Here is a 12,836-nt window from a genome sequence, read left to right as displayed (position 1 = left end):
AGGTACGCGTGCATTCCACGAGAACCACCCCGGCCCGACTCGTCCTGACCGCCGCCCTCGCCCTCATCACGGGCGCTCTCGCCCTCACCCCCCACACCGCCACCGCCACCGAACCCCGTCCCACGCGCGAGCGCGACACCACCGGCACCGCCGCCGTCACCCCGGTGAGCGCCGCCCACCGGGCCCTCGCCGCCCCCGCCCCCGCCTTCTCCGCCCCCCTCGGCTACCCCCGGCAGCAGGTCCTCGCCCCCGACCCCGAGAACCCCGACGACAAGTCCCTCAGGCTCGGCCTCGTCCCGTACCACGCGATCGCCCCGAAGCTGAACGCCCTTCAGGCCCTCGGCGACCGGGTGAGCGTCGAGGTGGCGGGCCGCTCGGCGGGCGGGCGCCGGCTCTACCTCGTCACCGTCACCGCCCCGGAGACCGCCCGGCAGGCCCGCGACCAGGAGCGGATGCGCGAGCTCATCGAGAACGCGCCCGCCGTCGCCGCCAAGGACCCCGTCCTCAAGTCGGCGTACAAGACGCCCGTCTTCTTCAACAGCAACATCCACGGCAACGAGTGGGAGGGCACCGACGCCTCCCTGAAGCTCATCGAGCAGCTCGCCACCGCGAACGACACCAGGACGCGCGACCTCCTCGCCCACAGCCGGCTGTACTTCAACATCACCGCCAACCCGGACGGCCGTATCGCCGGCACCCGCCCGAACGCCAACGGCTTCGACCTGAACCGGGACCTGGTGACCGCCTCGCAGCCCGAGACGCGCACGCTGCGGCAGATCGAGGTCGACAAGCAGCCGGCCGTCATGCTCGACCTGCACGGTTACGTCAACGGCACCCTCATCGAGCCGACCACCCCGCCGCACGGCGAGAACTACGAGTACGACCTCTTCCTGAAGAACACCTACGCCAACGCCCTCGGCATGGAGGCCGCCGTCAACGGCCTCGGGTACACCCCCGGCGAGGACGGCGTGCGCCCCGCGCAGATCCCGTTCCGGGACCAGGAGGAGGGCTGGGACGACTGGCCCCCGATCTTCACCCCGCAGTACGCGGCCTTCCACGGCACGGTCGCCGCGCACACCGTCGAGATCCCGCTCCAGGTGAACAACGCGGCGTACACCGGCCTGCCACAGAGCGAGCTGCGGCGCCGTTCCGCCGTCAACGTGGCCGTGGCGGGGGCCGCCCTGCGCGCCACCCTCGACTTCGTCCGGACCAGGCGGACCTCCCTGATCGCCGACCAGATCGAGGTGTTCCGGCGCGGGGCCGCCGGCGCCGCGCAGGTGCCGGTGTCGGCACAGACCGTTCCGGGGGTGCCGGGCATCGGCCCGGAGGACGTCTACACGACCACCTTCCCGCGCGCCTACGTCCTCCCGGCGGGCACGACCGCCACCGCCCGCCTCGTCGACCACCTCCTCGCCAACGACGTCCGCGTCGCCCGCGCCGCCCTCCCCTTCCGGCTCGCCGGCCGGACGTACCCGAGGGGCTCCTACGTCGTGGACATGCGCCAGCCCAAGCGGGGACTGGCGAACGCGCTGCTCGCGGACGGGCGGGACATCAGCGACAAGGTGTCGGTGATGTACGACATCTCGGGCTGGAGCCTGGGCCGGCTGTGGGGGGCGGAGGTCGTGGCCGTCCCGGGCGGCTCCCCGGCCGGGCTCCCGCTGCGGCCGGTCACCGAGGCCGCGCCGGCCGGTACCGTCGCCGCCCGGGGAGACCTGCGGCTGCGCCTGGACGACCCGAACGCGGTCGCGGCCCTCAACTCCCTGCTGCGGGAGGGAATCGCGGTACGGCGTGCCGCGGACGGGAGCGTGATCGTCCCCGCGTCGGCCCGCTCCCGGGCCGCCGGACTCGCCCGCACGTACGACGTCCCCTTCACGGCGGCCCCGGTGGCTCCTCCCACCGGCACCACCCCCCTGCACCGCGTCCGCGTCGCCGCGGCCGTCACGCCGGGTGAGCTGTTCGCGCTGCGCGAGATGGACTTCGACGTCACACCGGTCTCCACGGCCGTCCTCAACGCCGGCTTCGACTGGTCGTCGGTGGACGTGCTGTTCGTGTCGACCGGGCTGGACCGGGCCGCCCTGACCGGCGCGGCCCGGACCGCCCTCGACACCTTCCTCGCCGGGCACGGCCTGGTCGGGCGGGGCGCCACCGGGGCCGCGGTCGGCACCGGCGCCGGGCTGCTGGAGGTGACGGCCGTCGAGGGCAACGAGGACGCCAACGGCGTGGTGCGCGTGGTGAACTCGGGCCCGGTGACGGCCGGCGCCCCGGACCACGGCTTCGTCTACGCGCCGGTGTGGTTCACCGGTCTCGGACCCGGGGTGCGCGTGGAGCAGTCGTACGCCGCCGGGAACCCGCTCGTCTCCGGCCACTGGCGGGCCCTGGCCGACGGCTCGGGCGGTCCCGCGGCCGCCGCCGGACGGCCCGCGGTCGTGAGCGGGCCGCACGCCGTCCTGTTCGGCACCGAACCCCTCTTCCGGGACCATCCCAAGGGGGAGTTCGCTCAGGTCGCACAGGCTTTGATCACCATGGGACACGCAAGCAGCGGTCTGGTTGAGGAGAGCGGATGACGCAAGAGATCCACGGCACCGTCGCGGACGGTTACGAGGCGGTGCGGGAGGAGTTCGCCGCGTTCGTGGCGGAGGAACGACCGGACTACGAGGGCCAGCTGTGCGCGTACGTGCACGGCCGCCGGGTCGTCGACCTGTGGGCCGGGGACGGTACGGACGCCGACTCCGTCTACGGCGTGTTCTCCTCCACCAAGGGCGCCGCGCACCTGGTGGCCGCGCTCCTCGTCCAGGAGGGCACCCTGGAACTGGACCGGAAGGTCACCTACTACTGGCCGGAGTTCGCCTCCGAGGGCAAGGGCGCGCTGACCCTGCGCGAGCTGCTCGCGCACCGGGCCGGGGTGGTGGGCGCCGACACCGGGTTCTCGGCGCGGGAGCTGGCCGACGACCGGCAGATCGCCGAACGGCTCGCCGACCAGCGGCCGTTCTGGCGTCCGGGCACCGCCTTCGGCTACCACGCGCTGGTCATCGGCGCGCTCACCGGCGAGGTGGTGCGGCGCGCGACCGGCCGCACGCTCCAGGAGGTGTACGAGGAGCGGGTGCGCGCCCCGTACGGGCTGGACTTCTTCCTGGGACTGCCGGCCGCGCACGAGCCGCGGTTCCGCAGCGCGCAGCCGATGGCGCCGACCGCCGAGCAGCGGGCGCTCCTCGACTCCCTGCCGGCCGGGCCGCACACGCTCGCCGCCATCGCCTTCAACCGGCACGGCGACGAGCCGACCGACCTGGAGCTCCTGCCGAACGATCCCCTGATCCGGGCCAACGGCCCCGCCTCGGTGGGCGGGGTGGCGTCGGCGCGCGGACTCGCCGGGATGTACGCGGCGGCGATCAGCGAGGTCGACGGGAAGGCACCGCTGCTGAAGGAGGACACGGCGGCGGAGTTCGGGCAGTTCCACTCCGTGGGCCACGACCTGGTGGCCCGCGCCCACAGGTCGTACGGGCTGGGGTTCCAGGCGACCGCGGACACCTGGTACCCGTTCCTGGGCGCCGGCGCGTTCGGGCACAGCGGGGCGGGCGGCTGCCAGGCCTTCGCGGACCCGCGCAGCGGGCTCGCCTACGGCTACACCCGGCGCCGGTTCGCCTTCCCGGGCGGGGCGGCACCGGAGAACGAACGCCTGGTGGCGGCGGTGCACAGGGCGGCGTCGGCGAGCTGACCGCCGCACGGCCGGCGCGCCGACCGCGGTGGTCCCGGCGCGCCGACCGCCCTGGGTGAAGGCCTAGGGGCGGAGGCGTGTCCGGGTTTAGGCCCGTACGGGTCAGGCCCGTACGGGTGAAGGCCGCACCCCACGTCCAGGGGTGCGGCCTTCGCCGTACGCAACGAGCGCCGTCAGACGAGCGTCACGGTGATGTTCCCCCGGGTCGCCTTCGAGTAGGGGCAGACCTGGTGGGCCCGCTCGAGCAGGGCGCGCGCGGTGCCGGCGTCGACGTTCGGGAGGTGGGCCGAGATCTCGACGATGAGCCCGAAGCCGTCGTCGTTCTTCCCGATCCCCACCTTCGCGGTCACCGTCGAACCGGTGAGGTCGGCCTTCTCCTGGCGGGCGACCACGCCGAGGGCGCCCTGGAAGCAGGCGCTGTAACCGGCGGCGAACAGCTGCTCGGGGTTGGTGCCGGTGCCGCTGCCGCCCATTTCCCTGGGCGGGTTCACGACCACGTCGAGCCTGCCGTCGTCGGTGGCGACCCGGCCGTCGCGACCGTTCTCGGCGGTGGCGACGGCGGTGTAGAGGACGTCGGTCTGCTGGATGGGCATGCGGTTGTCTTCCTCCTCGGTCCGCCGCGACTCGCGCCCACGATCGCGGCGGATTCCGAAAAGAAGTTACCGCATGTCGGAAACCGTGAGGAAGGCCCTCCGGTGTCCTACAGCTTGACGATCATCTTGCCGGTGTTGTCGCCGCGCAGGACCCCGAGGAACGCCTCCAGGTTGTTCTCGATGCCCTCGACGACCGTCTCGCGGTACTTCAGCTCGCCGGAGCGGACCCAGGCACCGACCTCCTGGACGAACTGCGGCTGGAGGTCGTAGTGGTCGCCGACCAGGAAGCCCTCGATGCGGCCGCGGGTCTGGATGAGACGGGCGAGGTTCCTCGGGCCGGGGGCGGGCTCGGTGTTGTTGTAGACCGAGATCATGCCGCAGACCGCGATGCGCCCGCCCTCGTTGAGGCTGCCGATGGCGGCCTCCAGGTGGTCGCCGCCGACGTTGTCGAAGTAGACGTCGACACCGTCCGGCGCGGCGTCGCGCAGCTGCTCGCCCACCGGCCCGTTCTTGTAGTTGAAGGCCGCGTCGAAGCCGTACTCCTCGACGAGCAGCTTGACCTTCTCGTCCGAGCCGGCGGAGCCGATGACCCGGGAGGCGCCCTTGAGCCGGGCGATCTGGCCGACCTGGCTGCCGACGGCACCCGCCGCGCCCGACACGAACACCGCGTCGCCCTCCTTGAAGGAGGCGGTGCGCAGCAGGCCGGCGTAGGCGGTGAGGCCGGTCATGCCGAGGACGCCGAGGTAGGTGGAGAGGGGCGCGGCCTCGGGGTCGACCTTGACGGCCTGCTGGGCGTCGAAGGTGGCGTACTCGCGCCAGCCGCCGAAGTGCAGGACGTGGTCGCCGGGAGCGATGCCCTCGGCCTCGGAGGCGACGACCTCGCCGACCGCGCCGCCCTGCATGGCCTTGCCCAGCTCGAAGGGGGCCACGTAGGACTTCGCGGCGCTCATCCGGCCGCGCATGTAGGGGTCGACGGAGAGGTACTCGTTGCGCACGAGCACCTGGCCGGGGCGGGGCTGCCGGATCTCCGCCTCGGCCAGCTCGAAGTCCTCGGGCTTCGGCCAGCCGACGGGGCGGCTGAGCAGACGCCATTCGCGGCCGGTGGCGGGGAGGGCGGAGTCGGTCATGGGGCTGCCTTTCTAAATGCTTCACTACCTGAAACAACCATGCTCCTGAATATTTCAGGATGTCAAGTAAGCGGGGTACCCTGAGATCATGGCCACCTCACCTCACACCGCCCGTCCCGACGCCGTGACCATGGAAGTCCTCGAACTCATCGGCGAGGTCGTGGCCCGCTTCCACGAGGACTACGAGGAGGCCGCCGCCGCGTACGCCCTCACCGGCGCGCAGGCCCGTCTGCTCAGCCTGCTGTCCCTGGAGCCGCTGCCCATGCGGAAGCTGGCGAACCGGCTGAGATGCGAACCGTCCAACGTGACCGGCATCGTCGACCGACTGGAGGCCCGGGGCCTGGTGGAGCGCCGCCCCGACCCGGCCGACCGCCGGGTGAAGCTGGCGGCGGCGACGGACGAGGGCCGCCGGGTGGCCAAGGGGCTGCGGGAGTCCCTGCGCTTCGCGCGCGAGCCGCTGGCGGGGCTCGCGGAGGAGGAGCGGGTGGCACTGCGGGAGTTGCTGCGGCGGATGCTGGGGGCGCAGGGCGCGGTGGACGCCTGACCGTCCGTGACCGCGGATGATGTGCACACGCCCGGTAGAGTTCCGGCATGCGCGATCTCGGGGCGGGTTTCACGTTTCTCCTGGAGGGCCAGCGGTGGGTGGCCCGGCACGGCAAGCAGTACGGCTTCGGGCTTCTGCCCGGGCTGATCACCCTCGTCCTGTACGTGGGCGCGCTGGTGGCGCTCGCGGTGTGGGGCGCGGACTTCGTGGCCTGGGCGACGCCCTTCGCCGACGACTGGTCCAGCCCGTGGCCGGGACTGTTCCGCGGATTCCTCACGGTCGTGCTGTTCGCCCTCGGCCTGCTCCTCTCCGTCATCACCTTCACCGCGGTCACGCTGCTCCTCGGGCAGCCCTTCTACGAGAGCCTCTCCGAGACGGTCGACCGTGACGTCTCGCCCGACGGCACGGCACCGGAGTCGGGGCTGCCGCTCTGGCGCGAGCTGTGGATCTCGGCGCGCGACAGTCTGCGCATCGTGGTCCGGGCGCTGCTGTGGGGTGTGCTGCTGTTCGCCCTCGGGTTCGTGCCGTTCCTCGGGCAGACGGTCGTCCCGGTGATCGGCTTCTTCGTCACCGGTTTCTTCCTCACCGAGGAGCTGACCGCCGTCGCCCTCCAGCGCCGGAACGTCGACCTGCGCGCCCGCCTCGCCCTCCTGCGCTCCCGCAGGGCCCTGGTCTGGGGCTTCGGCACCCCCCTGGGCCTGGCCTTCCTGGTCCCCTTCGTGGCGGTGTTCCTGATGCCGGGCGCGGTCGCGGGCGCGACGCTCATGGCGCGGGAACTGCTCGGGGAGGAGACCAGGGACGCCGAGGCGGCCGACGAGCGTCGTGAGGACAGCCCGTCCGGCGTGTGAGACGAGGCCGCCCGCACCGGCGTCAGCCCCGGGCCTGCCCCAGCGCACCGACCGAGCCGCCCGCACCGGTGTCGGCCCCGGGGCGGCTCACGCGCACCGACCGAGCCGCCCGTACGGGCGTCAGCCCCGGGCCGGCTCCGTCGCGCCGACCGCCACCGCCAGGATCGCCCGCACCTGGGCGATGATGTACAGCCGGTTGCGCACGAACTCGGGATCGGTCACCGTCCCGGTCGCCGGATCGGTGTTCCCGGTCCCGAACTGGAGGACCGGCGTGTGGACGTGCCCGCCCGGCAGGGTGTCGTGCAGGCCGAGCCGGTCCCGCAGCAGCGTCGCCCGGTAGGCGATCTCGTTCGACAGGTAGTTCCCGCCGCCCCCGGCCCGCGCGGTCGACCCGGCGGTGGGCCCGTCCGGCCGTACGACGGCCGCGGAGCCGCCCGCGGGTATCTCGGTGACGCTCGTGTTGTCGTAGACGGGGAAGCGGCCGGTGTCCGCCGCCACGATCTCCTCGTACGGCAGGGTCGTCGTCGTCCACTGGGGCTGCGAGGCCGGGTCGGCGACCGGGACCGTCTCCGTCCGGCTCACGTTGTCGTTGTCCGGGAAGCCGCCCCGCCAGGCCCCGTTGGTCCGCTCGACGTCGAACCGGCCGACGCGTCCCTGGCTCACCGTCGCGAAGAGGTCCACGTGCCCCAGGTACGGCCGCAGCGTCCGCTCCACCGTCCCGTCCGTGAAGTCCTGCCAGCGCACGGGGAACACGGCCGTCTCCACCCGGGCCGGCCCGTCCGCCGTCTCGACCACCGTGCCGTCGAGGGCGAGCGCGGTCGCCCCGGAGGGGTTGGAGATGCGGAGGTCGCGGTCCAGCGTGAACGGGTCGAAGCCGGTGACGAGGACGCGCTTGAGCCCCTTGTCGGCGGGGCGGAGGCCGAGGTCGCTCTGCCCGCGCGAGGTGCGCTCCAAGTCGGCCAGCAGAGCCGCCCGTTCGGCATCGGTCAACCCGAAATCCGGCTGCCACGCGCGCAGTTCGCGCGCCATGGCCAGCCGCGCCCAGTACAGCGGCCGGTCGTCGTCCCGGCTGAGTTCCCCGCCCGCCGGCCCCCGTCCCTGCGCCCGGTCCACGGCCCGCCGCCACAGCGCCGCCCCCTCGCGGGCGACCACGCGGCGCGCCTGCGCACAGGAGCGCGCGGCCCCGAGCAGCCGGGCCAACCGCGGGGCGGCCGTGTCGAATCCGGAGGCCGCGAGGATCTCCCGCGGGACCGCCCGGTCGAGCCGCTGCTCCTCGACGGTGGGCGCGGGCGGCGCGGCGGTCGCGGTCGCGGGGGCCGAGAGGCAGGCGGCCAGGGCCAGGCCGAGGACGCCGACGCGAACTCGTGTCGCAGACATGGGGGTTGGGGTCCTTCCGTCGCTGTGGGGCGCGTGGTGCGGGACGGCGGAAGTATCGCGTGACGGGTGTGGTCTACGCCATGGGGCGTGGGAGCGCCACCGCGGCCTCCCGGAGCGCGGCCACGAACGCCTCCTGCGCCGGCGTCGTCGACCGCCCCCGTACCGTCGCCGCGTAGACCGCCCTCGCCGGCGCGCCCTCGTCCAGGACCGGCAGCAGGACGACGTCCGGCCGTACGGCCGTGGCGGCGAGCGCCGGGACCAGGGTCACGCCGAGACCGGCGGCCACGTACCCCTGCTTGGCCGTCCACTCGCCGACGACATGGGCGACACGCGGCCGGAAGCCCTCCCGCAGGGCCGCGTCGAGCAGGGTGCCCTCGGGGTGGGCGGCGCCGGAGATCCAGTCGGCGTCGGCGAGCCGGCCGAGCCGGACCGGTCCCGGGTGGCCGGCCAGGGGGTGGGCGGCCGGGACGGCGACGTACAGGGACTCGTCGAGGAGGTGGTGCAGGGTGTACGCCTCCAGCGGGGCGCGGCCCGTCGTCGACACCACGGCCACGTCCAGGTGGCCCGCGGACAGCCGGTCCAGCAGGGCGGGCGTGAGGCCCTCCTCGCGGGTGAGACGGACGCCGGGGCGGCGGGCGCGGAAGGCGGCCAGGGCATGCGGCACCAGCGCCGCGTCGGCCGTCGCGAACGCCCCGAACCGCAGCCGGCCGCCGGTCCCCTCCCGCAGCGCCGCCAGCTCGCGCCCGGCTTCCCGCAGTGTCTCGGCGACGGCCTCCGCGTGCGGCTTCAGCACCCGCCCGGCCTCCGTCAGCCGCACGCCCCGGGGCAGCCGGTCGAAGAGCGGGCCGCCGCCCCACGCCGCCTCCAGCGAGGAGATCTGCCGGGAGACCGCGGACTGCGTCCAGCCCAGCGTCCGCGCGGCGACCGTGAACGAGCCGTGCCGGGCGACCTCCAGGAACGCGCGCAGCCAGACGGTGGAGAGGTCGGGCACGGGGAAGACCTCGTCATGCGGTTTCGGCATGGCGGCCATGCTAGACATTCGCTTGTCGCATCGCCGGGCCGGTCCTAGCGTCGGCCGCATGGAGATCACCCTCGGCAGCCCCGCCTCCGCGCCCCAGCCCCTGAGCCCGTACTACTCCCAGGTCGCCCGCGTCGAACAGGCCGACGGCGGAGCCCTGTTGTTCCTCTCCGGTCAGATCGCCGAGGGCGCCACCCTCGCCGAGCAGACCCGGGGCGTCTTCGAGACGATCGACGCCCTGCTGAAGGCCCACGGCGCGGGTCTCGCGGACGTCATCAACGTCCGGACCTACCTGACCGACATCACCCGGCTCGACGAATACGGCGCCGTACGACGGCGGTTCCTCACCGGAACCCCGCCCACCAGCATGACCTTCGAGGTACCGCGCCTCTTCCGGCCGGAGGCCCTGGTGGAGGTCGAGGTCGTCGCGGCGGTGGCGGCCGGCGGATGACACCGCCGCGTCCTCAATCCACCGGCTCGCCCAGCAGGCGCAGGAAGTCCCGGAACGCGCCCGGCATGTCCACCGACTCCGGGTCGAGCAGCCACTGGTACTGCAACCCGTCCATCACCGCCACCAGCAGCGGTGCGGTCCGCTCCGGGGTGAGGCCGTTCGGCAGCCGCTCGCCGTACTCGGTGCGCAACACCGCCGCCATGTTCTCGCGCACCCGGGCGTACCGCTCGGTGAAGTACTCCCGGGCCGGATGCCCCTCGGTGACGCTCTCACCGAGCAGCGCCGAGAAGGTCTGGACGATGCCGGGGCGCATCGCGTTGTACTCGACCAGTGAGGCCAGCAGGTCGACCCGCCACCGGGTGTCCGGTACCGCGTCCCACTGGTCGCGCTCCTCCAGGACGGCGACCAGCAGCGCGTCCTTGGTCGGGAAGTGGTGCAGCAACCCCTGCTGCGTCAGCCCGACCCGTTCGGCCACCGCGGCCAGGCTCGCCCCCCGGTAACCCCGCTCGGCGATCACCTCCAGGGCCGCCCGCACGATCTCGGCGCGCCGCGCCTCGCTCCTGACCCTGGCACTCATGGCGCCACGGTACGACATCCGATCGACCCTCTTGTAACGGCAAGATAACGAAACCTACCGAACTACAGGTAACCGATGCACGATGGAGGCACTGCACTGCACGGACTCAACGAGGAGGCGCCGCGATGGCGGAGAACGAGGCGGTCGTCGAGGCGGCCCTCGGCAAGCTCGACCTGGAGGCCAAGACCCGGCTCCTGGCCGGCCAGGACATGTGGTCCCTGCCGGCCCTGCCCGAGATCGGCCTCGCGTCCCTCGTGATGTCCGACGGCCCGATCGGCGTGCGGGGGGTGCGCTGGACCGCCGACGACCCGTCCGTCGCGCTGCCCTCCCCGACCGCCCTCGCCGCCACCTGGGACCCCGGCCTCGCCCGGCGCGCGGGTGTGCTGCTCGCCCAGGAAGCCCGCCGCAAGGGTGTCCACGTCCTCCTCGCCCCCACCGTCAACCTCCACCGCTCCCCGCTCGGCGGCCGCCACTTCGAGGCCTACAGCGAGGACCCGTACCTGACCGGCCGCATCGGCACCGGATACGTCCAGGGGGTCCAGTCCGGCGGCGTCGGCACCACCGTCAAGCACTTCGTGGCCAACGACGCCGAGACCGACCGCTTCACCGTGAACAACCTGGTCGGCGAACGCGCCCTGCGCGAGCTCTACCTGGCCCCCTTCGAGGCCATCGTCGAGCACGCGCACCCGTGGGGCGTCATGACCGCCTACAACACGGTCAACGGCACCACGATGACCGAGCACCACCACCTGGTGAACGAGGTCCTGCGCGGCGAGTGGGGCTTCGACGGCTTCAACGTCTCCGACTGGATGGCCGCCCGCGACACCGTGGGCGCCCTCCGGGGCGGCCTCGACGTCGCCATGCCCGGCCCGCGGACCGTGTACGGCGAGGCCCTCGCCCAGGCGGTGCGGGACGGCCGGCTCGAGGAGTCCGAGGTCGACGGGGCCGTACGCCGCGTCCTGCGCCTGGCCGCCCGCGTCGGCGCCCTCGAAGGCGCCGAACCCGCCGTCGCCGCACCGCCCGCCCCCGTCGACGGCGAGGCCCTGGCCCGCGAACTGGCCCGCCGCTCCTTCGTCCTCGTCCGCAACGAGAACGACACCCTCCCCCTGACGTCCGGGACGGTCGCCCTCATCGGCGCCGCCGCCCGCGACGCCCGCATCCTCGGCGGCGGCTCCGCCACCGTCTTCCCGGCCCGTACGGTCTCCCCGCTCGACGGCCTCACCGCCGCCCTTCCCGACGGCACCCTCACCTACGCCGTCGGCGCCGACCCCACCACCGAACTCGCCGTCGCCGACAAGGGGTTCACCCTGCGCGCCGTCTGCCGGGACGCCGACGGCCGGGTCATCGGCACCGGCTCGGCGCCCAACGGCCAGATCCAGTGGATGGGCGCGGACCTCCCCGAGGGCGTCACCCACGACACCCTCCACACCGTGGAGCTGACCGGCACCTTCACCCCCCGCGCCACCGGCCGGCACGCCTTCGGCATCAAGGGCGTCGGCGCCTTCACCCTCACCGTCGCCGGCACCACGTACTACGACGGCGTCCAGCTCCCCGCCGACGTCAGCGACCCCTTCGAGGCGTTCTTCGGCTCCCCGGTGCCCCGCGCCGAGGCCGAACTGACCGCCGGCGAGCCGGTCGACGTCTCCCTCACCCATGTCTTCCGGCTCCCCGAGGACATCCCGTTGAAGGTCGTCGCCTTCGCCCTCGCCCACCAGGAGCCGCAGCGCGACCCGGACGAGCTGATCGCCGAGGCGGTCGAGGCGGCCCGAGCCGCCGACACGGCCGTGGTCGTCGTCGCCACCACCGACCGCGTCGAGTCCGAGGGCTTCGACCGCGAGGACCTCCGGCTGCCCGGCCGCCAGGACGACCTGGTCCGGGCCGTCGCCGCCGCCAACCCCCGCACGGTCGTCGTCGTCAACTCCGGCTCCCCGGTGGAGCTGCCGTGGCGCGAGGACGTCGCCGCCGTCCTGCTGAGCTGGTTCCCCGGCCAGGAGGGCGGCGCGGCCCTCGCGGACGTCCTCACCGGCGCCCACGAGCCCGGCGGCCGCCTCCCCACCACCTGGGGCTCCCTGACCGACGCCCCGGTCACCCGGGTCACCCCCGAGGACGGCGAACTCCCCTACACGGAGGGTGTCTTCATCGGCTACCGGGCCTGGGAGAAGGAGGGCCGCACCCCGGCCTACCCCTTCGGCCACGGCCTCGGCTACACCGACTGGACGTACGAGTCGGTCGAGACGGACGGCACGTCCCTGACGATCCGCGTCCGCAACCGCGGCGACCGGCCCGGCCGCGAGGTCGTCCAGGTCTACCTCGCCCCCGGCGAGCCCGGCCCCGACCGCCCGGCGCGCCTGCTGGCCGGCTTCGCGAGCGTCGAGGCCGGACCGGGGGAGAGCGCCGAGGCCGTCGTCGACCTCCCGCGGCGCGCCTTCGAGGTCTGGGACGAGGCCGCCCACCGGTGGGTCTTTGTGAAGGGTTCGTACGAAATCCAGGTGGGTAGGTCGATCGCGGACCGCAGGATCACCGCGACGATTAACGTCTGACGCGGGACTCCTCGCCCCACGAACAGCCCCGGTCCGGGACCTGACCCCT

11 protein-coding genes are annotated in these 12,836 nt (G+C 73.7%); 6 read left to right on the top strand and 5 right to left on the bottom strand.

Annotation, left to right across the window (positions count from 1 at the left end; translation table 11 throughout):
* Nucleotides 1–8: 8 nt before the first annotated feature.
* A complete protein-coding gene (locus tag ACIBBD_RS02580; protein WP_399417423.1) occupies nt 9–2,564 on the top strand; it encodes a M14 family zinc carboxypeptidase in 2,556 nt (851 codons plus the stop codon).
* Nucleotides 2,561–3,712 carry a serine hydrolase domain-containing protein gene (locus ACIBBD_RS02575; protein WP_399417422.1) on the top strand — a complete coding sequence of 384 codons (1,152 nt, stop codon included), beginning with the start codon at nt 2,561–2,563 and terminating at the stop codon, nt 3,710–3,712. The genes ACIBBD_RS02580 and ACIBBD_RS02575 overlap by 4 nt, the downstream gene beginning before the upstream one ends.
* Nucleotides 3,713–3,885: 173 nt before the next feature.
* On the opposite strand, the gene ACIBBD_RS02570 is transcribed toward ACIBBD_RS02575, so the two are convergent.
* Together ACIBBD_RS02570 and ACIBBD_RS02565 are read right to left on the bottom strand one after the other, a co-directional pair.
* On the bottom strand, nt 3,886–4,305 hold the full coding sequence (locus tag ACIBBD_RS02570; RefSeq protein ID WP_399417421.1) for an organic hydroperoxide resistance protein: 420 nt from the start codon (nt 4,303–4,305) through the stop codon (nt 3,886–3,888).
* 107 nt (nt 4,306–4,412) lie between these two features.
* Complete coding sequence (locus ACIBBD_RS02565) at nt 4,413–5,432, bottom strand: NADP-dependent oxidoreductase (protein ID WP_399417420.1); 1,020 nt, start codon at nt 5,430–5,432, stop codon at nt 4,413–4,415.
* Nucleotides 5,433–5,520: 88 nt separating this feature from the next.
* On the opposite strand from ACIBBD_RS02565, the gene ACIBBD_RS02560 reads away from it, so the two are divergent.
* Nucleotides 5,521–5,976 carry a MarR family winged helix-turn-helix transcriptional regulator gene (locus ACIBBD_RS02560; RefSeq protein ID WP_399417419.1) on the top strand — a complete coding sequence of 152 codons (456 nt, stop codon included), beginning with the start codon at nt 5,521–5,523 and terminating at the stop codon, nt 5,974–5,976.
* A 47-nt stretch (nt 5,977–6,023) separates the two neighbouring features.
* On the top strand, nt 6,024–6,824 hold the full coding sequence (locus ACIBBD_RS02555) for an EI24 domain-containing protein (protein WP_399417418.1): 801 nt from the start codon (nt 6,024–6,026) through the stop codon (nt 6,822–6,824).
* A 120-nt stretch (nt 6,825–6,944) separates the two neighbouring features.
* Here ACIBBD_RS02555 and ACIBBD_RS02550 read toward each other — a convergent pair whose 3' ends face one another.
* Nucleotides 6,945–8,201 carry a pyroglutamyl peptidase gene (locus ACIBBD_RS02550; RefSeq protein ID WP_399417417.1) on the bottom strand — a complete coding sequence of 419 codons (1,257 nt, stop codon included), beginning with the start codon at nt 8,199–8,201 and terminating at the stop codon, nt 6,945–6,947.
* Between the two features lie 73 nt (nt 8,202–8,274).
* On the bottom strand, nt 8,275–9,231 hold the full coding sequence (locus ACIBBD_RS02545; protein ID WP_399417416.1) for a LysR family transcriptional regulator: 957 nt from the start codon (nt 9,229–9,231) through the stop codon (nt 8,275–8,277).
* Nucleotides 9,232–9,280: 49 nt separating this feature from the next.
* On the opposite strand from ACIBBD_RS02545, the gene ACIBBD_RS02540 reads away from it, so the two are divergent.
* The gene (locus ACIBBD_RS02540) at nt 9,281–9,670 is read left to right on the top strand and encodes a RidA family protein (protein WP_399417415.1); all 390 of its coding nucleotides are present in this window, start codon (nt 9,281–9,283) and stop codon (nt 9,668–9,670) included.
* Nucleotides 9,671–9,683: 13 nt separating this feature from the next.
* On the opposite strand, the gene ACIBBD_RS02535 is transcribed toward ACIBBD_RS02540, so the two are convergent.
* Nucleotides 9,684–10,265, bottom strand: a complete 582-nt coding sequence (locus tag ACIBBD_RS02535; RefSeq protein ID WP_399417414.1) for a TetR/AcrR family transcriptional regulator — start codon at nt 10,263–10,265, stop codon at nt 9,684–9,686.
* A gap of 107 nt (nt 10,266–10,372) precedes the next feature.
* Between ACIBBD_RS02535 and ACIBBD_RS02530 the strand changes: the two genes are divergently transcribed.
* Nucleotides 10,373–12,787: a beta-glucosidase gene (locus ACIBBD_RS02530; RefSeq protein WP_399417413.1), complete on the top strand. Its 2,415-nt coding sequence runs from the start codon at nt 10,373–10,375 to the stop codon at nt 12,785–12,787.
* Nucleotides 12,788–12,836 lie beyond the last annotated feature (49 nt).

Origin of the sequence: Streptomyces sp. NPDC051315, assembly GCF_044455165.1 — a bacterium.
Lineage (GTDB): Bacteria > Actinomycetota > Actinomycetes > Streptomycetales > Streptomycetaceae > Streptomyces.
This window is presented reverse-complemented; position numbering and strand designations above follow the sequence as displayed.

Coding starts and splice junctions, on each gene's coding strand:
- ACIBBD_RS02575 (WP_399417422.1), top strand. CDS start 2,561: ATGACGCAAGAGATCCACGGCACCGTCGCGGACGGTTACGAGGCGGTG.
- ACIBBD_RS02570 (WP_399417421.1), bottom strand. CDS start 4,305: ATGCCCATCCAGCAGACCGACGTCCTCTACACCGCCGTCGCCACCGCC.
- ACIBBD_RS02565 (WP_399417420.1), bottom strand. CDS start 5,432: ATGACCGACTCCGCCCTCCCCGCCACCGGCCGCGAATGGCGTCTGCTC.
- ACIBBD_RS02560 (WP_399417419.1), top strand. CDS start 5,521: ATGGCCACCTCACCTCACACCGCCCGTCCCGACGCCGTGACCATGGAA.
- ACIBBD_RS02555 (WP_399417418.1), top strand. CDS start 6,024: ATGCGCGATCTCGGGGCGGGTTTCACGTTTCTCCTGGAGGGCCAGCGG.
- ACIBBD_RS02550 (WP_399417417.1), bottom strand. CDS start 8,201: ATGTCTGCGACACGAGTTCGCGTCGGCGTCCTCGGCCTGGCCCTGGCC.
- ACIBBD_RS02545 (WP_399417416.1), bottom strand. CDS start 9,231: ATGGCCGCCATGCCGAAACCGCATGACGAGGTCTTCCCCGTGCCCGAC.
- ACIBBD_RS02540 (WP_399417415.1), top strand. CDS start 9,281: ATGGAGATCACCCTCGGCAGCCCCGCCTCCGCGCCCCAGCCCCTGAGC.
- ACIBBD_RS02535 (WP_399417414.1), bottom strand. CDS start 10,265: ATGTCGTACCGTGGCGCCATGAGTGCCAGGGTCAGGAGCGAGGCGCGG.
- ACIBBD_RS02530 (WP_399417413.1), top strand. CDS start 10,373: ATGGCGGAGAACGAGGCGGTCGTCGAGGCGGCCCTCGGCAAGCTCGAC.